Annotated in this window: 20 protein-coding genes; 5 read left to right on the forward strand and 15 right to left on the reverse strand. The window is 42.2% G+C overall.

What is annotated here, in order from left to right; translation table 11 throughout:
* Nucleotide 1 precedes the first annotated feature (1 nt).
* The 3 genes from ACIGBM_RS09985 to nfsB all read right to left on the reverse strand — a co-directional run bounded on the left by ACIGBM_RS09985 (nt 2) and on the right by nfsB (nt 2,654).
* Nucleotides 2–994: an FAD binding domain-containing protein gene (locus tag ACIGBM_RS09985; protein ID WP_397477646.1), complete on the reverse strand. Its 993-nt coding sequence runs from the start codon at nt 992–994 to the stop codon at nt 2–4.
* Nucleotides 991–1,662 carry a 2Fe-2S iron-sulfur cluster-binding protein gene (locus ACIGBM_RS09990; RefSeq protein WP_397477647.1) on the reverse strand — a complete coding sequence of 224 codons (672 nt, stop codon included), beginning with the start codon at nt 1,660–1,662 and terminating at the stop codon, nt 991–993. The genes ACIGBM_RS09985 and ACIGBM_RS09990 overlap by 4 nt, the downstream gene beginning before the upstream one ends.
* 335 nt (nt 1,663–1,997) lie before the next feature.
* Nucleotides 1,998–2,654, reverse strand: a complete 657-nt coding sequence (gene nfsB, locus ACIGBM_RS09995; protein WP_397477648.1) for an oxygen-insensitive NAD(P)H nitroreductase — start codon at nt 2,652–2,654, stop codon at nt 1,998–2,000.
* A gap of 368 nt (nt 2,655–3,022) precedes the next feature.
* Here nfsB and ACIGBM_RS10000 point away from each other — a divergent pair, with 368 nt between their 5' ends.
* On the forward strand, nt 3,023–3,676 hold the full coding sequence (locus tag ACIGBM_RS10000) for a DsbA family protein (protein WP_057761286.1): 654 nt from the start codon (nt 3,023–3,025) through the stop codon (nt 3,674–3,676).
* 44 nt (nt 3,677–3,720) lie between these two features.
* Nucleotides 3,721–4,416 (forward strand): haloacid dehalogenase type II, encoded by a 696-nt coding sequence (locus tag ACIGBM_RS10005; protein WP_379543070.1) that lies wholly within the window; start codon nt 3,721–3,723, stop codon nt 4,414–4,416.
* A gap of 119 nt (nt 4,417–4,535) precedes the next feature.
* On the opposite strand, the gene ACIGBM_RS10010 is transcribed toward ACIGBM_RS10005, so the two are convergent.
* Entirely contained in the window at nt 4,536–5,666 is a 1,131-nt protein-coding gene (locus tag ACIGBM_RS10010) for an S-(hydroxymethyl)glutathione dehydrogenase/class III alcohol dehydrogenase (RefSeq protein WP_057761290.1), read from the reverse strand.
* A 292-nt stretch (nt 5,667–5,958) separates the two neighbouring features.
* Between ACIGBM_RS10010 and ACIGBM_RS10015 the strand changes: the two genes are divergently transcribed.
* Both ACIGBM_RS10015 and ACIGBM_RS10020 read left to right on the forward strand, forming a co-directional pair.
* Nucleotides 5,959–6,879 (forward strand): LysR family transcriptional regulator, encoded by a 921-nt coding sequence (locus ACIGBM_RS10015; RefSeq protein ID WP_397477649.1) that lies wholly within the window; start codon nt 5,959–5,961, stop codon nt 6,877–6,879.
* Between the two features lie 111 nt (nt 6,880–6,990).
* A complete protein-coding gene (locus ACIGBM_RS10020) occupies nt 6,991–7,509 on the forward strand; it encodes a DUF302 domain-containing protein (RefSeq protein WP_397477650.1) in 519 nt (172 codons plus the stop codon).
* Nucleotides 7,510–7,623: 114 nt separating this feature from the next.
* Here the strand turns inward: ACIGBM_RS10020 and ACIGBM_RS10025 are convergent, their stop codons facing one another.
* The 8 genes from ACIGBM_RS10025 to epmB form a co-directional block, all read right to left on the reverse strand.
* Complete coding sequence (locus tag ACIGBM_RS10025; RefSeq protein ID WP_397477651.1) at nt 7,624–7,887, reverse strand: DUF4031 domain-containing protein; 264 nt, start codon at nt 7,885–7,887, stop codon at nt 7,624–7,626.
* 95 nt (nt 7,888–7,982) lie between these two features.
* Nucleotides 7,983–10,247: a transglutaminaseTgpA domain-containing protein gene (locus ACIGBM_RS10030; protein ID WP_397477652.1), complete on the reverse strand. Its 2,265-nt coding sequence runs from the start codon at nt 10,245–10,247 to the stop codon at nt 7,983–7,985.
* A complete protein-coding gene (locus ACIGBM_RS10035; protein ID WP_397477653.1) occupies nt 10,244–11,260 on the reverse strand; it encodes a DUF58 domain-containing protein in 1,017 nt (338 codons plus the stop codon). The genes ACIGBM_RS10030 and ACIGBM_RS10035 overlap by 4 nt, the downstream gene beginning before the upstream one ends.
* A gap of 252 nt (nt 11,261–11,512) precedes the next feature.
* Complete coding sequence (locus tag ACIGBM_RS10040) at nt 11,513–12,538, reverse strand: AAA family ATPase (protein WP_397477654.1); 1,026 nt, start codon at nt 12,536–12,538, stop codon at nt 11,513–11,515.
* Nucleotides 12,539–12,580: 42 nt separating this feature from the next.
* A complete protein-coding gene (locus ACIGBM_RS10045) occupies nt 12,581–13,039 on the reverse strand; it encodes a cytochrome c family protein (RefSeq protein WP_296208545.1) in 459 nt (152 codons plus the stop codon).
* Between the two features lie 64 nt (nt 13,040–13,103).
* Nucleotides 13,104–15,191, reverse strand: coding sequence for an EAL domain-containing protein (locus tag ACIGBM_RS10050; RefSeq protein WP_397477655.1), 2,088 nt, complete (start codon nt 15,189–15,191; stop codon nt 13,104–13,106).
* A gap of 310 nt (nt 15,192–15,501) precedes the next feature.
* Entirely contained in the window at nt 15,502–17,259 is a 1,758-nt protein-coding gene (locus tag ACIGBM_RS10055) for a hypothetical protein (RefSeq protein ID WP_397477656.1), read from the reverse strand.
* Between the two features lie 368 nt (nt 17,260–17,627).
* Nucleotides 17,628–18,635 (reverse strand): EF-P beta-lysylation protein EpmB, encoded by a 1,008-nt coding sequence (gene epmB, locus ACIGBM_RS10060; RefSeq protein WP_397477657.1) that lies wholly within the window; start codon nt 18,633–18,635, stop codon nt 17,628–17,630.
* 160 nt (nt 18,636–18,795) lie between these two features.
* Between epmB and efp the strand changes: the two genes are divergently transcribed.
* Nucleotides 18,796–19,368: an elongation factor P gene (gene efp / locus ACIGBM_RS10065; RefSeq protein ID WP_160022040.1), complete on the forward strand. Its 573-nt coding sequence runs from the start codon at nt 18,796–18,798 to the stop codon at nt 19,366–19,368.
* Nucleotides 19,369–19,526: 158 nt separating this feature from the next.
* On the opposite strand, the gene ACIGBM_RS10070 is transcribed toward efp, so the two are convergent.
* The 3 genes from ACIGBM_RS10070 to ACIGBM_RS10080 all read right to left on the reverse strand — a co-directional run bounded on the left by ACIGBM_RS10070 (nt 19,527) and on the right by ACIGBM_RS10080 (nt 23,253).
* The gene (locus tag ACIGBM_RS10070) at nt 19,527–21,329 is read right to left on the reverse strand and encodes an ATP-binding protein (RefSeq protein WP_397477658.1); all 1,803 of its coding nucleotides are present in this window, start codon (nt 21,327–21,329) and stop codon (nt 19,527–19,529) included.
* 30 nt (nt 21,330–21,359) lie between these two features.
* Nucleotides 21,360–22,220 carry a ThiF family adenylyltransferase gene (locus ACIGBM_RS10075; protein WP_397477659.1) on the reverse strand — a complete coding sequence of 287 codons (861 nt, stop codon included), beginning with the start codon at nt 22,218–22,220 and terminating at the stop codon, nt 21,360–21,362.
* Between the two features lie 100 nt (nt 22,221–22,320).
* Complete coding sequence (locus tag ACIGBM_RS10080; protein WP_397477731.1) at nt 22,321–23,253, reverse strand: TatD family hydrolase; 933 nt, start codon at nt 23,251–23,253, stop codon at nt 22,321–22,323.
* Between the last annotated feature and the right edge of the window lie 142 nt (nt 23,254–23,395).

The raw sequence follows: 23,395 nt of genomic DNA on the forward strand, positions 1-23,395 counted from the left end.
ATTATGCTCCCTCGCCCGCTAGTGCGCGCTGAATGACTTGTTTTAGTAGGCGACGCGTCAACGGTATCTTAAAGTCGTTTTGACCATTACCTTTAGCATCATTCAATAACAGATCGGCGGCTTGCGCGATAACGTCATTATTGCCATCGGTACCCGTTAACAGTGATTCAACCGCTTCATTACGCCATGGCTCCGTACCGATACCACCAAATGCCAATCGTACCGTTTTCAGATTGCCTTTATCATCAGCGTCTATCACTGCAGCACAGGACACAAGTGCAAAGGCATAAGAGGCGCGATCGCGCACTTTGTCATAAGTATGCATACCCTTGATAGGTGCAGGTAATACAACATGAGTAATTAACTCGCCTGCCTCTAATACGTTTTCGATATGCGGCGTATCTTTCGGTAAGCAATAAAAGTCTTTCACATTGATAGAACGAGTCGATCCGTCAGCTTTGACTGTCTCGATAGTGGCATCCAGTAAGCGCATCGCCACTGCCATGTCAGATGGGTGCTGAGCGATACAGGCATCGCTAGTGCCTAAAATAGCCAGCGTACGGTTCTCGCCATTAATAGCAGGACAACCTGTGCCCGGTTCACGTTTATTACAAGCGCTGTCTGTCTGATAAAAATAATAACAACGGGTGCGCTGTAAGAAATTACCGCCAGTCGTTGCTTTATTACGCAGCTGACCAGTCGCCCCTGCCAAAATCGCTCGGGACAATACTGGATAATTTGCAATAACTTCAGGATGTGCCGCCAAATCGCTGTTGGTTACAAGCGTACCGATACGCAAACCACCATCAGCAGTAGATTCAACTTGCTCTAATTCTAAACGGGTAATATCAACCAATTTAATTGGCGTTTCAATCTCCAATTTCATCAAGTCTAATAAGTTGGTACCGCCTGCGATAAAAGACGCATCCTCAGTACTGGCAGATATGGCCGCTTGCTCTAGTGCATCAGCACGACTGTATTCAAAGCGTTTCATGAGCGGCCTCCTGTTGTAGCAGTTGCTGTCTTGTTATTCGCTGAGGTTTTGCCAAGTTGCGCCTCGCTCGGTGGCGGTGACCAGATACCTGTCACGCTTGAGTTTTGCACTGTATTGTCTGTTGTTTGAGTACTAGACTCTAAAACCTGACTATCTGATACCTGACTTTCAAGCACTTGTGAAATGGCTTTGATAATATTTGGATAAGCTGAGCAGCGACAGATATTACCGCTCATGCGCTCAGCAATTTCTTGTACAAGGAGACCATCAGGATTTTTTAAGTCGGTGCTCACATGGCTTGGCCAATTTTGCTTTACTTCTTCTATCAAGGCGGTCGCTGAGCAAATCTGACCTGGCGTGCAATATCCGCACTGAAAAGCATCATTGTCTTTAAACGCTTGCTGCAATGCCGACAATGACTCTGGCATTCCGATACCTTCAATTGTTGTGATGTCATCACCATCATGCATAACAGCGAGTGTCAGACAAGAATTAACCCGTCGTCCATTTATGAGCATGGTACATGCCCCGCATTGACCGTGATCGCAGCCTTTCTTGGGTCCAGTAATTTGTAGGTGCTGACGACAGACGTCGAGCAGTGTCGTACGAGCGTCAAGATTTTCAAGCTGATAATCTTGCTTATTGATTGTTAAGGTCAAAGTAGACATGCTGGCTTCTCGCTGGCAGATGAATATAATGGAATGGTGAAATACGCTTCAAAATGACAACGTTAATAAATTTATTATGACGTATGAAAACAGTTGTTTTGTTTTTACTTTGTAGGGATTCCAGTGTAGTTTCTAATCTGCGAGAGTATCGAAATGTTAGCGCTGCTAATAGGTGGTATATTTTTTATCCTTAGTTTTTAACGTTATTTCAAAGGAAATATCGATAAAAAAAGCCCCATAAACGGTCAGTTTATGAGGCTCTTAGATAGACTTTTTACGTATAGTATTTAGTAGATATATCTATTAAATCCGTTTTTGGATTAGCTAATAATGGGCTAAGCTTTCGTAATAATCGTTTCTTCATCAAAGCGTGATTTTGGTAACTCAGCGTTAAAGTCATCTTTACTACGATAACCAAGTGATACGACTGCCACAGCGGTGTAGCCTTTGCTACGTAAATCAAACTCTTCATCAAGTGCTTTTAAATCAGCCCCTTCCATCGGCACCGCATCAATACCTAAAGTTGCCGCTCCTAGTAGCAAAGCGCCCATATTAAGATACAATTGCTCTATCAACCAATGTGGCTCGTCCTTTTGCTCATAACGACGAATGTCTAAAAACATTTTACGCGTCTGATGCATTTGCTCTTTAAATTTTGGCTCTGCAAAACGACCATCTGCATCTTCTTTTTCTAAGATGTCATCCAAAAACTCATCATCTGCATAGACACGGCTACAGAATACAATAACGTGCGAGGCACCTTTTACTTTGGCATTGTTGAACTCATACATGCCCTCAGTGCCTTTTGCGATTCGGGCTTTACCAGCTTCATCATCAGCAATGACAAAATGCCAAGGCTGAATGTTGGTACTCGAAGGACTGAGGCGCAAAATATCCTTTAGACTTTGGAAATCTTCTGCTGAGATTTTCTTATGGGTATCAAATTCTTTGGTGCTGTAGCGCCAGTTCATCGCTTCAGTGATATTTTTCATCTGTGACTCCATTATTGATATTAATTTTTTATTCTTGCTTAGAATTTTTCTTCAATTATCATTCCAACGAAAACACTTTAAATAAAAAGCTATTTTATGACCATGCCTGCTTGGTTAAGTATTCGTAGGTTTTGTTATGACTGAGTCAGCGTATTGCAAAAACGCCTACTTTCTTATTAGTAATGGTTACAATTACGCTACCGAATTGGCAACGCCGACTGCGCAGACTACATTGTAATCACTTAGTCATTCTCTTAGTATGAACTGACTTACTACCCAGTAACTAGGTATATCTGCTTGATTCCAACTGATATGCCACTATTTATACATCTCAAATAAAACATACATAATAATACCCGCGAGGAAATATGAGCACATCAGAAAAACCACTCCGAATAGATATCGTCTCAGATGTCGTCTGTCCTTGGTGCGTCATTGGTTATCGTCAATTGGCAGCAGCACTTGAGCAAACCAATACCGCTCACACTATCCACTGGCATCCGTTTGAGCTAAACCCAAATATGCCAAGCGAAGGTCAAAATCTACGTGAGCATATTATTGAAAAGTACGGCTCTACTAAACAAGAATCAGATGCTAGCCGAGTCAGAATGACTGAAGCTGGACAAGAAGTTGGCTTTGAATTTAATTTCAATGATGATACACGCATGCACAACACCTTTAATTTGCATCAGCTGCTACATTTCGCTGATCAACAAGGCCGCATGCATGAGCTAAAGCAAGCCTTGTTTGCCGCGCATTTCACCAATAACAGAGATATCTCAGATATCAATGTGCTTGCCGATATTGCAGCAGAGACTGGGCTTGATCGTAGTGAATCATTGGCAGTGTTAGAAGGTCAATTCTTTGCGAAAGAAGTACGAGCAGAAGAACAGCATTGGCAACAGCAAGGCATCCAAAGTGTACCAGCGATTATCTTTAATGAGCGTCATCTGGTCAGCGGTGCTCAAGGGGTCGAAAACTACATCAGTATATTAGAGCAATTGGCCAACATGACTGAGTAAACCACCTGACGTTATAAAAATGTCATTCTATAAAAGGATACTTTATGTCTTCTGAACGTTTTCCCTCGATTATTGTGTTTGACGTCAATGAAACACTGCTCGATATCGACACGCTAACGCCTTTATTCACGCGCGTCTTTGGCAAGCAAAGAGTACTGCGAGAATGGTTCGCTCAGCTGGTACTGTACTCGCAAACTATGACGTTGTCCGGCCTCTATACGCCTTTTGGCGAGCTTGGGGTTGGTGCATTACAAATGGTTGCTAACATCAGACAAGTCACTTTGACAGACGCCGATATTAATGAGTTCAAAGAAAGAATGAATGCGTTACCTGCCCATCCTGATGCAGCGCCAGCACTGACTCGTTTGCGTGATGCAGGGTTTCGACTGGTCACGCTGACCAATTCAGCAAGCAGTGCGTCCCCAACGCCATTAGAAAAAGCAGGTCTCAGTCAGTACTTTGAGCAGCACTTTAGTATTGAGACTGTTGGCAAATTCAAGCCAGCACCTGATACTTATCAATTGGTGGCTGATACGCTAGCCGTTGATACGTCAGACTTATGTCTTGTTGCCTGTCACCTCTGGGATACTATAGGTGCACAAGCGGCAGGTTGTCGCGGTGCATTTTTGACCCGTCCCTATAATGCGATGCTAAATGCGCCCAATGTACCAGTTCCAGATTTGACCGCATCAGATTTATCGACACTAGCGGATCTAATCATTAGCAAAAAGAGTGCTTGAGACTTTCAATCACTAAGCTATGTGTGGAAATAATATTAAAAAAAGGCTGCTTCAATATTGAAGCAGCCTTTTTTAATAAAGTATTTCTAAGACAATAACGTCGTTGCTGTCTTTGTTGATTACTCCGAGAAATGTACAACCGTACGGATACTTTCGCCTTTGTGCATCAAGTCAAACGCTTCATTGACGTCTTCTATCGGCATCGTATGAGTGATGAAGTCTTGTAAAGGAATCTCGCCCGCTAGATAACGCTCGACATAACCTGGTAGTTCTGTGCGACCTTTTACACCGCCAAATGCTGAGCCCTTCCAGACTCGACCAGTCACTAACTGGAATGGACGGGTTGAGATTTCTTGTCCAGCGCCAGCCACACCGATGATGACCGACTCGCCCCAACCTTTGTGGCAGCACTCTAGCGCTGAACGCATGACATCGACATTACCGATACATTCAAATGAATAATCAACACCACCATCGGTTAGCTCAACGATCACTTCTTGAATTGGTTTGTCGTAATCTTTCGGGTTGATACAGTCAGTTGCCCCTAGCTTTTTGGCTAGCTCAAACTTGCTTTCATTGATATCAATCGCGATGATACGGCTGGCTTTTGCCATGGCAGCACCGATGACCGCTGACAGACCAATACCGCCCAGACCAAAGATAGCCACTGTAGCGCCCTCTTCAACTTTTGCAGTATTCATGACTGCGCCCATGCCGGTAGTTACGCCGCAACCAAGCAAGCAGACTTCCTCTAATGGCGCTTCTTTATTGACTTTAGCCAAAGAAATCTCTGGTAAAACTGTGTATTCAGAGAAAGTTGAGCAACCCATATAATGGTAGATAGGCTCGCCGTCTTTATAAAAACGTGTAGTACCATCTGGCATCAAGCCTTTGCCTTGAGTCTCGCGTACTGCCGAGCAAAGATTGGTTTTACCTGAGCGGCACATTTTACAAACGCCGCATTCTGCCGTGTACAACGGAATGACATGATCGCCGACCTGAACACTGGTCACGCCTTCGCCAACTTGCTCAACGATACCGCCGCCTTCATGACCCAAAATCGCAGGGAATACGCCTTCTGGGTCTTCACCAGATAAGGTAAAAGCATCTGTGTGACAGACACCACTAGCAACGATTTTTACCAATACCTCGCCTTTGCGCGGTAGCATGACGTCCACTTCTTCGATAGATAGTGGCTGCTTTGGACCCCACGCGATGGCGGCTTTTGATTTAATAAACTTATCTGACATAAGAATCTCTCTTTTTAATTGATTGTTATTTATGGGTGACGACATAACAGTTTTTTTATAAGTACAAGCAGTTTTAAAAGTTTGCTAGCGCATCTTATGGATTTTGGCGTTCACTATATCCACAGTTAAAACAAATAAAGATAGACTGAGCTTATCTTGCCTGCCCTCTATAGGCAAGCATCGATGACAGTAAAACACCATCTGTTTACATTGATACTAACCATTATATTTATTTCTTAACGGATAACAATATGCTATATTTGCAAATATCTTTTACATATTGGTAATAATCATGCGCTGGGAAGGAATTAGTGAGTTTGTCTATGTCGCAGAATATGAGAGCTTTACACGTGGTGCAAAAGAGCTGGGTATCTCGACTGCACAAGTCAGCCGCCAGATCAGCGCGTTAGAGAAACGTTTAAACATAAAGCTGCTATATCGAACCACGCGCAAGGTCTCACTGACTGAAGAAGGCCGTGTATTCTATCAGCATTGCCGCAGTGTACTCGACGGCTTGGATGCCGCTGAGCAAGCCGTAAGCAACTTACAATCAAAGCCTCAAGGCAGGATAAAACTAACAGCGCCCGTGACTTATGGTGAGCAGCAGTTATTACCACTCATCAATGATTTTATGATGCAGTATCACGATATCGAAGTGACTGCCTTTTTGAGTAATCAGAAAATTGATTTGATTGAAGGTGGTTATGATTTAGCCATTCGTATCGGCAAATTGCATGACTCGACGATGATGGCAAAGAAACTTAGCCTGCGTACTAACTTTGTCTGCGCGGCACCCTCTTATCTAAAAAAACATGGTATACCGCACCATTTAAGTGATTTAAGTCAACATAACTGCCTATTGGGTACTCGTGACTACTGGCACTTTATAGATACTGCTAAAACAAAAGAGAACAGTAATACTAATGGGAAGACGGACAACCAACAAACGAGCGTAGAAAGGAACCTGCGTGTCTCTGGTACGGTGCAATATAACAGCGGCTATAGTCTGGTCGATGCTGCGCTAAAAGGCTTGGGCATCGTACAGCTGCCTGATTACTATGTGCAAAAATACCTAGCGTCTGGCGAGTTAGTCAGTTTACTTGATGACTATAGAGAGCCCGAAGAAAGCATTTGGGCTATTTATCCGCATAACCGTCATTTATCACCAAAGATTAGGCTACTCGTAGATTATTTGGCAGAACATTTGGTTTAACGTTCTGTTAAGACGTATTGCAATCACAAACCTGATTACGCACAATGAATATTCGATGTTGCTCATTATAGTTAGGACTGACCATACTACAGACAACTTATAGGTGTAATTATGATTAAAATCGTCTCTATCGCTGCACTAGCAGTAGCCGTTTCTTCTTGTGCCAGTATCGATACGCTATTGGATAAAACCAAGAGTACTGGTGCTATGACAGACACAACAACCTCTATCAATGCTGAAAAAGGCTTGGTAACTTTACAGAGTCATCACTCCGTCCAAGATACCGCAGACAAACTGGTCTCAGTGATTGAAAGCAAGGGTATGAAAGTATTTGCGCGAGTCGATCATCAAAAAAATGCACAGAGTGCCGACTTATCATTGAGACCAACGCAAGTCGTTATGTTTGGTAACCCTAAAGCAGGTACGCCATTAATGAACTGTGAGCAAACTGTTGCCATTGATTTGCCGCAAAAAATCTTAATTAGCGAAGATGCTGATAAAAAAGTATGGCTGTCATACAACAACCCTGACTACCTCAAGACACGCCACAATATCAAAGGTTGCGATACTGAGATTGCTAATATTTCGAAAGCACTTAACGCGATCAGTACTGCAGCAACGGCAAAATAATGTGTTTGGTATAGTTGAATAAATATACATTCGATTAGATAAGTGAACAGACAATTGAAACATTACTTATTTACTTGAAAAATCCTCATATTAAGAATGACTAGATTGCTCTATCTAGTCATTCAGCTCTACTTTTAATTTCTTTGCACACTCGATAATCTTTTTTCTATCGGCAGGAATAGCACCTTGTGCAATAGCGATTTCACGCATTTGAACCGTGATATCATAGTGAGGATAGCTAGCGTTACGATGAAATAGACGCGCATCCACATCAATAAACGCCGCAAAGTCATGCAGCTCTTGCAAGCTATCCGCCAACATATGACACCACTTATGGCCTTTGAATTTTATCTGTACAAAATCTACATATATCGCCATATAACCGCCTCTCTACTTATTCACTGGTTCGCTTATCTATTTTTTAATTAGCTCAAAACACCTTAGCAACTTAATAACACTATCACCCAAAACCTTTACAACAATGCGCGTACATCTTTTTTAAATTGTTTGAGTCGTTCTTGATATTCACTATGACTGCTATCAAATGTACTCAGTCGTCCATAGCGTAACTGACGGTAGTTTTGTCTAATTTCAATAAGCTTTGTCTGAATAACGATTGGGTCGCTACTATCTGTTAGCTGACTTGTAGCAGAGTGAGCATTGTTATCCTTACGGCTATCAATAGCTGATGCCAAACGTTCCAACCAAGCTAGCTGCCCTTCATTATCATTGCGGGCTAATAACTTATCATGTTTGGCAACACGTTTTGAGAGCTGAGCAAGAGGTAGGTCTGCTGGGTGCCAGCGTTTGCGGCGGCGATACCAAATGACAAATACTAAGATAGCCATAACGGAAACCGCACTGGTGGCTAACCAAATGATTTGCTGCATGATTGAGCTGATGTTGAACCATTTGAGTAGCGAGTCTGCCTGTTTGTCTTGGTCATAGCCAACTACGTCTTTTTGCCAGTAGTAGCTCGCTTGGTCTGATAATCGGCGTAGCGTTTGTAGCATTTGATACTGCTGATAGCTGATTTGTGCACTGGCACCATTACCAAACATAGCTGCCCCTTGCTGCTGGGTCATCGTGTTCATGCCTTGCTCTACTCGATCAGGCGCCACAAAGGCTGTCGGATCCACACGCACCCAGCCTTGGCCCTCAAGCCAAACCTCAGTCCACGCATGCGCATCCATTTGCCGCACTTCCCATACGTTTCCATTGCGACTCGGCTCACCACCTTGATAGCCGGCTACTACTCGTGCAGGAATACCAGCGGCGCGTAGCATAAAGGTAAAGCTTGACGAATAATGCTCACAAAACCCTGCTTTGGTTTCAAATAAAAACTCGTCAATCCGATTGGTATTGAGCCGTGGTGGCGACAACGTATAGCGAAACTCTGTCCGATTGATCCATTGCTCAATAGCAGCTATGTAGCGCACAGGGTCTGAACCTGACTGTTCAAATAATTGCTTAGCAAGCGCGCGCGATTGAGGGTTACCTTCGTTAGGTAAGGCAAGGTTCTCACGTCTTGATGCCTCTGTTAGAACCGGATCAATACGCATCTGTGCAAACTGCAACACATCATAGCGAAGTTGCTGCGTAACAGGTTGGTCCTTTGATAAGGTAAATTCAGAGGTAGTATTGATATCTGGCTGCTGAGAGAACGGATAATCAAGACCAAATAGCCAGTTTTGCTGAGTGGGTTCTAAGATAACCTTGTAATTGACAGGTGCCACCCTTGATTCGTCAGGTACAGTAGCAAAGGCATTCTCAATCCATGCAGGTGCTTGCAATCTCGACGACCATTGATCCTTCTGAGGGGCCGGACGCCATGTAACACCATCGAAATCACTAAATACCAAACCGCGCCAATATAACTGCTGTTGCGGTGGACGCTCATCTGCAAACTCTACCCGAAAAGCCAGCTCAGTAGACTGTCCTAAATTAGCAAAATCACCAGGCGACATACTGTCAGAGACGCCAGTAACGGCTTGCTGACCTGAGAGCTGCACTGACCACAGCGGCGGCAGTCTCGGAAAAAACAGAAATAGCACCACCAATAATGGTAACGCGCCAACCCCTAACACACCCAATGTACGCAAGCGTCCATCACCGCTAGCATTGCTATCATCATTAAGCGCAACAAATGCTAGCAATACAATGACTGCGCCAACGATCACTTCTAAAGTAGTCAGTAAACCTTGGTCCATCAAAAATAATGCCGCAAGCACAAACAATGATAGATTTAACACTACATAAGCATCACGGCGCTTATATAGCTCCCACAGTTTGCTAACTAGGCATAGCACCAAAAATGCCACACCCATATCGAGCCCAAATGCTGTATTGTAGGTTAGCCACAGACCTAATAGCCCCAGCAGAAAGCCTAGCATTTGCATACTTTGATAAATGCGCTTTAGGTGCGATAGTTTTTTGAATTTAGCTTTGATATGAGGCAATTGAGCGGCGATACTGACGGCGGCAAATCCTATCAACCATAATGGTAAATGTGCGGCATGCGGTAACACGACAACGACTTGAGCAATTAATACCCAATAATAAGCTGGCAGTGCAAATAACTTACGATACCATTTAGCGTCATTTCGCTCAGATCGAATTGAGACTTTTTGACCTAAAGCCAACTGCTCAAAGCTGGCCGTTTTTGTAGCATCGAGCGCAGAATACTCTGTGGACAGTGTATCAACATCAGCAGAAGATGAGCGTTTAGAGTTGGTCATGGTACTTTCGCAAGCCTTAGCAAGCATGCTTGCGCAAAGGATTCCCCGTTACCCATCTCCGCAGTAGCAGGAGTATCACTAGGTAAACGCATTTGAAACGGCACGCCTAGCTGACCTAGCGTCAATGCCCCATAAGCCAATTGTGCCAGTTTTTGCTCGTGATGTGCAGCTGGCATATCTGCATAATCAAGCGTTTGTTCATGACCGACCGGATCAGCGAAGTGCTTGGTCAGCATACCTTGTCCCCGCGCCACATGCCCCCAAGAGACTCGGGCCAATGATTCACCCTCGACATAATTATCTAATCGCTCAAAGTCGTCCTGACCCTGTCTATACTGCCCACCTGTTGGTAAATCCTCTAAGCTTGCGATTGCATATTTTGCTTGCCAATCAAAAACTTCAGGTTTTGGATATACCCACGCTGTACGCGCAAAGTAGACATAAGACCATGCACGCATAATACCTAATGGATAAACTGTTTTTATTTTTAACCGCGGTAGTTCAAGTTGACCACGGTTGTAAGTCTGGACAGGAAGTCGAATGACTTGCTCACCTTGTAACCGTGTGATGAGTATTGAACTTTGCGCATTTATGCCATTTTTGGTTTTCTTATTGGCTAACTGCTCAAATTCAAATAGCAACTGGCGCCTTGGTTGGCGACTATCACTATTCAACTGTAGTGTAACCCAAACAGGCAAGCCAGCTTCTGTCATAGTGACTTCTAGTAAACGCACTTGCAGACCAGATATATGAGCAAAAGTAACATGAAAACTAATTAGCCAAATACTGACCAGATAAAAGCACAAACCAAGCACCAAATTGTTGCCATAGTTGATACCTGCGATAAAGGTAATTACTAATAATACGGCGAATAGCATTCCTTCACGACTAAAGAAAATATAGACATTACGCAAATTAAGCGTAGCACTGTCACTCTTAGGTGCGCGCGCGGCAAACCAGCGGCTCAGAGCTGATTTTATTGGTGCGGTTAAGGCCTTTGGTAACAAGCTCATGACTACCCTATTATTACCATCTGATTGACAATGTTGTCATCATTTGTATTTATATCTGACTGACAAACAAACTCACGAATAGAACGGTATAGTTGATTCAGGACAATTCGAATACAAGAAAAGCGGGCGAAAATACCGTAAATACTGAACTGAGTGACTTTGATATTTTTCTAAGTTATATAGCGTTGACTATGTGTAGAACTACGTTTCACCGATGCAGTTAATCAATAGGGTCAAACAGCATATCAGCTGCTAGGTGACGACTGACACTTCTGCTAGAATGCGTTGGGCGATGGTTTTTTTTGCTTGACTACCAGTCACATGCGCAGGTACAAATCGCTGACCGAGGCGATGATCAGTAACCGCTGCAAACACCGCTTGGATATCTTCAGGGGTCACTTCCATATATCCCGATACATAGGCATGCGCTTGGGCAGCACGTTGTAGCGACAACACGCCGCGAGGCGATAAGCCATGATACTCTTGGCTTGCACGAGTTTTTGCAACCAGTCTTTGCAAGTAATCCAATACAGTATCTGCCACATAAACCTGCCTAACACCCTGCTGAGCCAATAGTACAGCTTCAGTATCAAGTACCGTACCCAAATCCTTGAGTAGCTCGCGACGATCTTTACCTTTTAGCAGCTCACGCTCTGCGGCAGGCGATGGATAACCTAATGACAAACATAACAAGAATCTGTCTAACTGCGACTCTGGGAGCGGATAGACACCTGCTTGTTGCAATGGATTTTGGGTGGCAATGACAAAGAACGGTTGCGGCAAAGGATAAGTCTGGCCATCTTGCGTGACTTGGCGCTCCTCCATCGCTTCAAGTAGCGCACTCTGCGTTTTAGGACTGGAACGGTTGATTTCATCAGCAAGTAATAACTGTGTAAAGATAGGGCCCGGACGAAACTCAAATTGCTGTTTACTTTGGTCATAGATGCTCATACCTAAAATATCAGCAGGCAACATATCATTGGTAAATTGCACTCGGCTAAAGCTCAAACCTAACAACTGTGCCAAGCCCTGTGCCAAAGTCGTCTTACCCATACCAGGCAAGTCCTGCAATAATAAATGACCGCCTGCTAAGATACAACTGAGTGCTAGCCTAACTGCTTGCGGCTTGTCCAATACAATCTGATTTAATTGCGCTAACAGCTGTGTAATTTTCTGCTGATTGTGTTGAAAATCAGCAGTACTAGGGATGGACTGGCTAAGCGGATTCGCTGTTCTCTGAGAGATGGATAATGATCTATCGTTAGCTGCATGGGTCATAGTAGGTTATTGGCTCATTTTTTAGGTCATAACGATGATAAGTCAGTTCACATCATCTGTAACGGTTGGTGCAGCGGCACGGAGCGTAGATAAATAAGCAATGATATCGGCACGCTCTTTCGCATCTGGCATCGGGTCAGACAGCATTTTAGAATCTGGCATGGCTTTTTGGGCATCTGCAATATATGGATCGAGTGTCTCTGCATCCCATACCCAACCTGAATTTTCTAGCCCTTCGCTATAGGTATAGTCTTTTAACTCAGCAGCAGGCGCACCATATATATTCATTAATTGTGGGCCCTTTTTATTCAGACCTGCATTACGTTGATGGCATTGACCGCAAGCATCTTTATAAATTATCGAACCGTTGTCCGCATCTCCATCGGTATATAAGGGCAGAGTCACAGGAGCACGGTGGTCAGGTGGCGTTTTCTCACAAGCTGCAAGCAACAAAACAGCAGCCAAAAGACTGCTCATTTGATATTTATTAATAAGTGTCATTTTTAGCAATCTTTGGTTGAGGAATATTATCGCCATGACATAAACGATATGATGTATTGGCCTTTTAACTCGCTACCTTTATTGTGCTACTAGGTTCTTCTAAATAATACCCTTGCAAATAGCGGGCACCCACACTCCAAGCGACTGACATCGTTGCTGCATCTTCGATATAAGGCATGAGCACGTCGACTTTGATATCATTAATGCGCATGATAATAGACTTGACCGTTTCTAAATTTTCTGCTGAACCAATGTCTTGAATATAACTGCGTGCTAAGCGTACCATATCAGGCTGGACAAAATTGGCAATTTCGATAGATTTGGCAGACGAGCCAAAGTTATTAACACCGATTTGACAATTGACATCGTTGAGCGCGGAAAATTGGGATTTGGCGACGGTTAAATGATCAGAGATATCTATTTCATTGAACTGTAGTGTTAATACACCAGCTGTACCGCCCACTGCCTTTATCAACTGACTGGCAACAATCGGCAATTTTTTATCAACTAATGAAGCACTGGTTAACTGTACTAACAATCTGGCTTCAGGATGCACTTTACGTACATCATTAATTTTCTTGCAGGCATTAATAAGTACCCATCGATCGATTTTTTCTAATAGTTGATGCGTTTTAGCCACTGCCATAAACTGATCAGGGGTCAATACAGTATTATTCGCATCGGACAATGGTAGCCTTAGATACACTTCAAAGAAGTCGCTACGATCGTTGTTAATATCGTATATTGATTGGAATGATAGCTCAAAGCGGTTGTTAGTAATGGCATCAACCAACGATTCGGCAAGTGCATGATCGTCACTATTAGCATGTTCGCTTGGATCGTATATATGATAAGAACCACCGCTATTAGAAGTTTCTACCATGATTTGACTCATAGCATCCATAGCACGTTCTAGTATGACAGTAGGTTCTGCTGTGTTCTTTTCAATTTTGACAATAGCAGTGCTAACCGTTGTATTCGTCGTACGTTTATCTACCTCAATAAACATATCCTTAATAGAGGAACCGATATGCACAGCCAGTTCTTCAAGTTCGCTTGCAGTCTTATTTTTGACAAGTATCGTAAACGCGGTATCACTAAAACGGCTAACATGACCATCAGGTACTAGCTCATCTAACGTATAGGCAACTTGTTTGACAGTCGTATCTATCCCTTGTAGACCTAAGCTACTTCTTATTCTACCTACATTGTCAAGCTGCACATATAGCAGTGCTGCTGTCAACAATCCTTGTACTGCCTGCTGATGTATTATTGCCATCTGCTCTTCAAAACCACGACGATTATCAAGGCCTGTTAAATTGTCTTTGCGTTCAGCGGCAGCCAAGCGTTTAGCGACCTCTGCACTATTATTATTGTTTTGTTGAATAATAATCTGAGTGACTGGCTCACCTTCTAATGTTGCCGATGCCAATTGTAACTTTGCTTCAAAAGTGCTGCCATCTGTCCGCACACTTTCAAAATTAAACTCAACGTCTTGGCGACTGCCTTTGTCAAACTGACGTAAAAACTGTTTAAATCCTTTGACACTATCACCACCCGAAATCAAATCAATAATAGGCACGCCTACCGCTTCATTCATTGATTTGAAACCGAATAATTGGAGATAGGGATCATTAGCAAAGATATGAATCCCTTCATCAATATAAGCAACCGCACTCTTAGAGTTCTTAATCAATACATTAGCACGCTGTTCTGCTTCAGAAAGTACTTGACGTAAAGTTTTTAGCTCACGACGACTGCGCAAACTACTATGCTGCAGACAAATAGCCATGACGACAGGCATTTCTTGATCGATGGTGAGCGCTTTGACCATTGTGCCACTAATGACAGTAGGTAGTCCTTCCTCATTACAAGCTGTCGTCGCTATCTCTTCGTTCACTAGACAAATCATCGGCAGATCAATACTTTGCTCTTGTACTAGGCTCACTACATCCGTAAAGCTCATATCATAAGCCTTACCAAATACCAAGACATCCCACGGTTGGCGTAAGAGTTTCAATAGCTCCTCTTTATCGTCCAAAAAACCCAAATTCACATTATCGTAATAAGGACTCAATAACTGCACAAGACGTTCAGCGTAGAGCTGATCATCATTGATTACCAATAAATTCAAAAGAGATTGAGAGCGCATAGGGAGCCTTTTAGTCGTATTTTTATCTTGATACCTTACACCTTTCCTTCAGACTAGCCTAACATGAAAGAAGCATTAGGATGAAGTTCAGAAAATCTTATCGTATTGACTGAGTTTTTGGTTTAGGTTGTTTTTTTATTGTTAGGGGTATCATAGAAGTCAGAGTAACAACATCCGTCATTATAGACAATAATTCAGCCCGCTGCAGATTAACTTACCCCCCTTGTTGTGCATCATATTTTTGTGAAAAACCTGTATAACTTCGCTGCTACTAACCTATCCATCTGCGTTTTGGGAACAAAGATAAGACCTATAGTTGCGCTACCTCATATTGACTAAACTCATCAGTCATCATCAGCCTACGCCCTAATCGTAAAGAGGTTTGTTTATTGCCGATACGCATGACGACTCTATCATCGATTTGAAAATAAGAAGGTGGTACTATCAACGTGCCAGTAGTGTTCAGCTTTTCATCTTTTCCAAGGATAAATGCTGGTACAAAATGGCGGCTTCTCGTTTTGCTGCCTTCCAAACGTAACCCACACGCTACAAGCTTATGTCCGAGTACCTGCCATTCTACTTCTAGATTTTTGGTATCTAGATTGAGCCAGCGTACCACGCCTATTGACCAGTCAGGTTGAACCGTGTCATCAGAGCGGCAGACTAGAAGCAAATTCATGATATGTAAGGGCTTTGGTGCCGTTGTAGAAAAGTCAGGGTCAGCTTTTTCTACACTGAGCCCACCTTTATTGAGAACAGCTTCATCAATAGAATCCTTATCTAGCTCACTATCTTTTGGTAACAGATGCAGTGTGCGATATGGTGAAAAATTGTCATGATCATCAAACAACTCTATGGTTGCACTGTCGTAAACGCGTCTTTTGTCGAATGTATTGTATAAAGGGCGCTCTTCTTCTCTCAGATCTTTTATAGAAATTAGGTTAGCAAAGCTTTGTGAATGACTAGCATGATAGTGTATATCGCTGAAGTTAGTAATTAGTTTCGCATGCTGGGTGGTACTATATTTGGTTGGCAAGGTTAGTGGCGGCTGTAAGTAACGATAGCTAATAGTCATTGAAATAGTATTGAGTAAACTATACTCCACTCCTACACCACCTTCTTCTATAAAAGCTTGCTTACGTGAATTGAAATATAGAACCATCGGCGTAAGCTCTATAAATAGACAATCATGACGATCTTCATACGGATTAATATTAGAGTTGGCAGTTAAATAACTGGGTGGGCTATTACTATGAAGATCAACAAAAACCCGTGTCTCAGTGGTTGGCTCCATTGTTGCAACCATATACTTAGCCCACTCAGGCAGTAATCGTTGTACCAGTAAGATTGTGGGGCGTCTCATAGCACGCACGTTCAATAAATGTTGTAAACAGATTTGGCAATATAATTGATGGATATTATTTGCCTGATGTGTGGCAGTATGTATGCTCAGGTCAATATCAGTCACTTTTTGCTTATGCGCTAAATAGTACAACTGATTGATTCTAGACCATAGGTAATTTGATGGCTTTCGATAACATAGCGCCTCTTCACCTAATAGTTTTTGGTATCTTAATAGTGACTGATACGTCGCAATAGCGAGTGTGCTAGAAGGCTTTTTCTCAGTACTAAAATAGCGCTGCCAACCTTTGCTAGAAGAAAACTTCAACGGATCATTTGAAGATAAAACTTCACGACGTATAACTCTATCGTAGACCATAATAATCAAATAATGTAGTGATTGTATTTGAGCAACACATAACATTTGAGACTGATTAAGCGCACCTGTCTCATATATATAATGCTGCCTCAGAGTCGCTATCAATCGATCTGAAGCATCGACTACTGTAGCCGTAAGTTTAAGGCGTTGTTGGTCATCTATATTGGCTTCACGTAGTACTATTAGTACACTTTCTAGATGTTCTGCTTGCTGCTCCTGAGTTTGTGAAGGTAGCGTTGTCAATAGCTTGAGTAAGTATCGCTCTTGACCGTTTACTGAACGATTTGATGACAGAGGTAGTGGCGCTGTAGAATTTAAATGCTCTTGAAACATTGATAACGTTATCATCAGTATCTTTACTCTCTATTAGTCACTCTGAAGCAATCAGTAATATGCAGCAGTACAAATACATGTATGGCATAAAAAATGTTTGTTAAGCTCGACTATAGAAAAGTGATGATATCTATTTATTGTGAGCCTAAATCTAGCAGTACGCTCTGACAATACCTATATACTGGCAAAGTTTTGTATTTAACGTTATATGCTTTTTAGGTAGATTACATACTGACAGTTTATATTCTGTTCCAATCATATATCTATTTATACTTATAAAAAAGCATAAATCCTAGATTTTAGTTTCTAAAGATACTATCCGCATCTTTTTTAAGAGCCACTCTTTGTTTACTAATTCTCCTAAATTGATATAGTGCCCTACATTAGCCATTGCTGTAAATATCAATCGGCACTTTAAAAGGTTTATTAGGTAACTCTCTGACCAACTTAGGAACAAGATAACCTGGCAATGATGCTAGCAATGACCAATAAAGCTCAATCGCTGCTTGCTCACTACTATCGAAATGCGCCGCACCAGCCACTTTGTCCAACACATGTAAATAATATGGTAGCACGCCAGAAGTAAACAAACGCTGACTAAGCTGCACTTGCCCTTCAAGAGTATCATTGATACCTTTTAACAACACGGCTTGGTTTAATAGCGTAATTCCAGCTGCTCTAACACGTTGCAAATGCTCAGCGGTTGGCGCATCTAGCTCATTGGCATGATTACAATGAATCACCATGACAATATGACAGCGACTTTGAGATAACCTCTCTAACAATGCAGCGTCCAAGCGTGCGGGTATCACCAATGGCAAACGCGTATGCAGCCGAATGGTAGTAATCTGCGGAAGAGACTCCAAAGTATCTAACCATGCAAACAATCGTCTATTGGTCACATTTAGTGGGTCACCACCACTCAAAATCACCTCATTGATCTCAGGATTTGCATTAATATAGTTGATGATATTTTCTTTTGCATCAGCAGTCGGCATATTGGCACTATAGTCAAAATGCTGACGAAAGCAGTAACGGCAGTGAATAGCGCACGCACCCGTAATCGTTAACAACACTCTCGACTGATATTTATGAAGCAAGCCTTTTACAGGGTTTTGAGTGTTTTCGCTTAGCGGATCTGCCACGTAGCCTGTGACATTGATTTGCTCTTGTTGGTCTGGCAACACTTGTTTAAGCAGGGGATCATTACGGTCGCCAACAGCCATTTTTGCCACAAAGCCACGCGGCACACGCAATTCAAAATGCTTAGGTACGTAAACTTCTGCACGCATTGATTCAAGCTGTAGGTTACTCAATAGCTCATCAACAGATGTAATAGCTTCCGATAATTGCGTTTGCCAGTTTTTTTGTGTGATTAAATGGTTTATCATGACAGCCTATTACCTGTGCCCAAAATCCGATATTATACGCCCTTAGTGTCTAGCCTATCAAAGTATCCTCGTTAATCCGTAAATACTTGGCATAACAGAAAATTTTGGTACAGTCAGCCCTATGTCTTACTATTATATTTACAACCCCTAGGAGTTTCTTGTGGCAAGTTTTTCTACTAATGAATTTAAAGCTGGTCTAAAAGTGATGCTTGATGGCAACCCTTGTGCCATTCTTGAAAACGAGTTTGTTAAGCCTGGTAAAGGTCAAGCCTTTAACCGTGTTAAGTTGCGCAATCTTCGTAGTGGCAAAGTACTGGAACAAACGTTCAAATCAGGTGACAGCTTAGAAGCTGCTGATGTGATGGATACTGAAATGAACTATCTATACAACGATGGCGAGTTTTGGCATTTTATGCATCCTGAGAGCTTTGAGCAGATTCAAGCGGACAAAAACGCAATGAGTGACTCAATCAAGTGGTTAAAAGAAAACAGCAATGCTCTATGTACCATTACGTTATTTAATGGTGCTCCTCTGTCAGTCACGCCGCCCAACTTCGTTGAGTTAGAAATTGTAGAAACAGATCCTGGCGTACGCGGCGATACTTCAGGCGGTGGCGGTAAACCTGCTAAATTGGAGACAGGTGCCGTTGTACGTGTACCATTATTTGTGCAACAAGGTGAAGTGGTACGTGTCGATACGCGTACTGGCGACTACCAAACTCGCGTGAACTAATATTGTTTAATACTTGATTGATAGTAGCTATTTACTTATACCTTTATCATCAATAAAAAAGCTTAACCACCATATAAGCGGTTAAGCTTTTTTTATATTTATCAATCATAGTTATATCGAAATGCTAATCAAGGACGCTAATACTAACATCTAGCAAATCACTCTTCTTCCAATGATTGCTTCTGTATCAGCCAATATTGTACTAAGGCACTCAACTGCTCTTGCTTAAAAGGTTTGGTGCAATAATCCTGCATACCAACTTTCAGATATTTTTCACGCTCGCCGTCCATTGCATTGGCAGTTAGGGCTATAATGGGCGGCAACGCTTGAGGATCGTATAATTCATGCAATTTAATAGTTGCCTGTACTCCATCCATAATCGGCATATGATGATCCATCAATATCACATCATAACGGTCCGGGAATAAAGCGAAAGCCTCAATTGCTTGCTGACCATCCGTAACATGGGTGACGGTATGACCACTGCTGGTTAGTGATTTTTTGGCTATGATTGCATTGACAGCATCATCTTCGACCAACAAGATATGGCCAGACCGCTCATGCGTAGGTTCAATCATGGTCGTATCGTGAGAGTCCTGCCATGTCTCATACTTGTCTTCATCAATAGTAGTTAACGGCAACAATACGCTAAATGTTGTACCAACCCCTACTTCACTGTTCACATGAATACGACCACCCATCAAATCGACTAGAGACTTACAAACAGACAGTCCAAGTCCAGTACCACCGTAAATACGATGAGTAAATTTATTTGCTTGATCATAAGCGTCAAATATCGCCTCTAACGACTCTTCTTTGATACCAACACCCGTATCTTTCACTTCTATACACAAAGTCATGTTCTGACCAGTTTCATCAGCTTCTACTTTGCTTACTTCTTTTTCTTGACTCGTACTCACGAATTTTTTATCGATGTTATCTGGACAATAGCAATTGTCCATATGTTTGACATCGATGCTTACCTGACCACCTTCACGCGTGAACTTAATCGCATTATTGACCAAGTTTGCAATAATCTGCTTTAGACGTACAGGGTCGCCGTTTACATAAGGTGATAGCGTTTCAGTATAATGATAATCTAAGGTTACGCCTCTTTGACGTGCCTTGATTGCAAACAAACTGACGACCTCATTGCATAAACTAGATAAATTCAATGGAATAGAATCAATCGTCATTTTTCCAGACTCAACCTTCGATAAGTCCAAAATACCATTAATGATGACCATCAAATGCTCATTAGAAACCTTAATATTATCAACGTATTCTCGCTGTTCGCTACTGAGTTCGGTATCGCCTAACATCTCTACCATACCGATAATTCCATTCATCGGTGTGCGAATCTCATGACTCATATTGGCCAAAAAGCTCGATTTCATCTCATTAGCACGCTTAGCATCGCGTTGTTTGTCTTGTAATTTCAACGCATCTGCGGCCATCATTGCAAACTGAGCCAATATCTTTTCTTGTTGACTGCTAAAACTCTGATGTGGCTCAGTATCCATAAGGCATAAGGTGCCTAGACGATACCTTTTGTTGTCTTCATTTAAAATAATAGGTGCACCAACATAAAACCGTAAGTATGGAGCACCTGTGACTATGGGACTTTGGCTAAAACGGCTATCCTTAAAGGTGTCTAGCACGATTAATACATCATCAGACAGTATCGTATAATTACAAAAAGCCGTGTTACGTGGTCCTTTGCTTATAGCCTCATCTTCACTACCGAATTGGCAAGCTGGCTTTAGATATTGGGTTTCCTCATCCATAAAAGTAATGGTGACTACAGGCACATCAAAAAATAGCTTTACGAGTTCAACAAGCCGATCAAATGCAGGCTCCTCATCTTCATTAAGTACCTGATATTTCTTTAGCTTGTTGATACGCTCTATTTCATCTACCGCGACAGGGTAGCTCTGCTGAGGTGAGTTAGATATAGACAAGGTAAACTCCATTAAATAATATCAGACGCATTAGTTACGACTCGTCTGTCTTATTAATAATTGTAATGCTTCACTCACCATAATCATCGCCACTACTGACGTAACGACCACTGCTGAGCCATAACCACCGCACTGTAGACCACCTGTCTGACAGCTCTTATCTACAATTGGCGGCTCTGTCGAATAGACACATTTGATACCAAATTTTTCTTTTAAAGTACTGTTAATGCCTTTCTCGTGGCGTAACTTGCTGCGTAACTTTGCTAATAGTGGGTCTTGATAACAATCACGCAAATCACTTACCCTAATCTGACTTGGATCTATCTTACCACCTGCACCGCCCGAACAGACCAACTTTAGTTTATTAAAACGACAGTGTAAAGCGATTGCTAGTTTCGCATTCATATCGTCTACACAGTCTAAAATAACAGTCGGTCTCCCCTGAGCAGTGGCAGACTTGACTGCTTCACGACTTGGTAGAAGTGTGGCGACATTATCTACCGTCAAAAAGTCATCGACTAAATTCAACGTTACTGTGGGATTAATTTCTCTAATACGAGTTGCCATTGCTTCAATTTTACTTTGACCAAATGTGCTGTCCAATGCAGGCAGTTGGCGATTGACATTAGACGCAACCAATATATCCAAATCAATCAACGTAATCGTTCCCACCGCTGTCCGAGCCAACGCCTCTGCTGCCCAAGAGCCCACCCCTCCTACACCAATAATGTAGACATGAGCTGCCGAAAAAGTATCAACCGCTGAGGTACCATAGAGTGTTCGTGTACCTTGAAAACGACGATCGTACTGATCATCCTGTTGGCGCGATTCGTCTTGTGCAAGACTGTCTTCGACGGATTTTGGTTGTTCAAATTGTCGCGTGTCACTCATAACAGATCAAATTCTCTTTTCAAATATTTTGGTTGTCATTTATTTGGCTAGTACTTTTTAGCTTCTAATTACAACGATGCTTTTCTTATAAATAGCATAGTTACATTGAATAAGCCCAGTCTACTTTTAGAGCATCACAGCTATTTTGCCATAATTGCTTAGCAAGCTTATCATGTGGTATCTCTAATAGCTCACTCAAGCTTGCTAATACCCATGGCAGATTGGCTGGTACATTTCTATTATGTGAATCAGTATCATCCGTTGTCTGACACATAATAGGTGTCATATCTGGACAATCCGTCTCAATGACCAAGCATTCGATGCCATGACTTTCAACTGCTACTTGAATAGCACGGCACAGTTTTTTGGCATTCGGATTAGTTATCTGACCCGTAACACCAAGCTTAAACCCCAATTTTACAAAAGCCTTTGCCTCTTGTTCACCACCGCTAAAACTGTGGGCAATACCGCCTAATTTATGCGCATCGTATTTATGCGTTTTTAATATTGCGAGCGCTTCAGCATGTGCCTTACGAATATGCAGCATCACTGGCAGGTTATGGGCTACTGCTATATCCAACTGCGCCGCAAAGAACCTTTTTTGTTTAGCAAATACATCAGGCTGCTTCATTGCATCGGTAAAGGTGTCTAATCCAATCTCACCAATGGCTAACGGACGACGTTCTATCACCATTTGCTCAAGTTGTGTTAAATGGTCGTCGGTATGCTGCTTAATATAAAAAGGATGTAAACCTAGCGCGATATGGGCTGCAACATCGCACTTATCTTTACTATTCACCTTTGTCACAGACGACTGCGACATTTTATTAATGAAATCTTGAGTATCATACATTCGATCAAAATACTGATATAAATAACCTACTAGCACTAAGTGACGAATACCTTGACTATAAGCCTGCTCTACCTGTTGTTTGCGATCATTGTCGAACACTGGAGCATCAAAATGTGTATGCGTATCTATAAGAGGATAGACATTTTTTAAAACTTCTCTAGCATCTGTTCTCTCAGCCATGGTCACTGATTTGTTGCCACACATTAATAAACTCCAAAACTGACTTTTCAGAACATAGAATTGAGTAATAAACACTAAGCAATTTTTACTATACAAGTATTTTTATATAAGAATATTGCTATAGACGCATTATTGAGCTTCT

Source organism: Psychrobacter sp. NPDC077938, assembly GCF_044542635.1.
GTDB lineage: Bacteria > Pseudomonadota > Gammaproteobacteria > Pseudomonadales > Moraxellaceae > Psychrobacter.

Bases quoted from the DNA above. Each gene is read 5' to 3' on its own strand.
- ACIGBM_RS10080 (WP_397477731.1), bottom strand. From the start codon at position 23,253: ATGGCTGAGAGAACAGATGCTAGAGAAGTTTTAAAAAATGTCTATCCT.
- ACIGBM_RS10005 (WP_379543070.1), top strand. From the start codon at position 3,721: ATGTCTTCTGAACGTTTTCCCTCGATTATTGTGTTTGACGTCAATGAA.
- ACIGBM_RS10030 (WP_397477652.1), bottom strand. From the start codon at position 10,247: ATGACCAACTCTAAACGCTCATCTTCTGCTGATGTTGATACACTGTCC.
- ACIGBM_RS10015 (WP_397477649.1), top strand. From the start codon at position 5,959: ATGCGCTGGGAAGGAATTAGTGAGTTTGTCTATGTCGCAGAATATGAG.
- ACIGBM_RS10045 (WP_296208545.1), bottom strand. From the start codon at position 13,039: ATGACACTTATTAATAAATATCAAATGAGCAGTCTTTTGGCTGCTGTT.
- ACIGBM_RS10025 (WP_397477651.1), bottom strand. From the start codon at position 7,887: ATGGCGATATATGTAGATTTTGTACAGATAAAATTCAAAGGCCATAAG.
- ACIGBM_RS10020 (WP_397477650.1), top strand. From the start codon at position 6,991: ATGATTAAAATCGTCTCTATCGCTGCACTAGCAGTAGCCGTTTCTTCT.
- ACIGBM_RS09985 (WP_397477646.1), bottom strand. From the start codon at position 994: ATGAAACGCTTTGAATACAGTCGTGCTGATGCACTAGAGCAAGCGGCC.
- nfsB (WP_397477648.1), bottom strand. From the start codon at position 2,654: ATGAAAAATATCACTGAAGCGATGAACTGGCGCTACAGCACCAAAGAA.
- ACIGBM_RS10055 (WP_397477656.1), bottom strand. From the start codon at position 17,259: ATGATAACGTTATCAATGTTTCAAGAGCATTTAAATTCTACAGCGCCA.
- ACIGBM_RS10050 (WP_397477655.1), bottom strand. From the start codon at position 15,191: ATGCGCTCTCAATCTCTTTTGAATTTATTGGTAATCAATGATGATCAG.
- ACIGBM_RS10075 (WP_397477659.1), bottom strand. From the start codon at position 22,220: ATGAGTGACACGCGACAATTTGAACAACCAAAATCCGTCGAAGACAGT.
- ACIGBM_RS10040 (WP_397477654.1), bottom strand. From the start codon at position 12,538: ATGACCCATGCAGCTAACGATAGATCATTATCCATCTCTCAGAGAACA.
- ACIGBM_RS09990 (WP_397477647.1), bottom strand. From the start codon at position 1,662: ATGTCTACTTTGACCTTAACAATCAATAAGCAAGATTATCAGCTTGAA.
- epmB (WP_397477657.1), bottom strand. From the start codon at position 18,635: ATGATAAACCATTTAATCACACAAAAAAACTGGCAAACGCAATTATCG.
- ACIGBM_RS10000 (WP_057761286.1), top strand. From the start codon at position 3,023: ATGAGCACATCAGAAAAACCACTCCGAATAGATATCGTCTCAGATGTC.
- ACIGBM_RS10010 (WP_057761290.1), bottom strand. From the start codon at position 5,666: ATGTCAGATAAGTTTATTAAATCAAAAGCCGCCATCGCGTGGGGTCCA.
- ACIGBM_RS10035 (WP_397477653.1), bottom strand. From the start codon at position 11,260: ATGAGCTTGTTACCAAAGGCCTTAACCGCACCAATAAAATCAGCTCTG.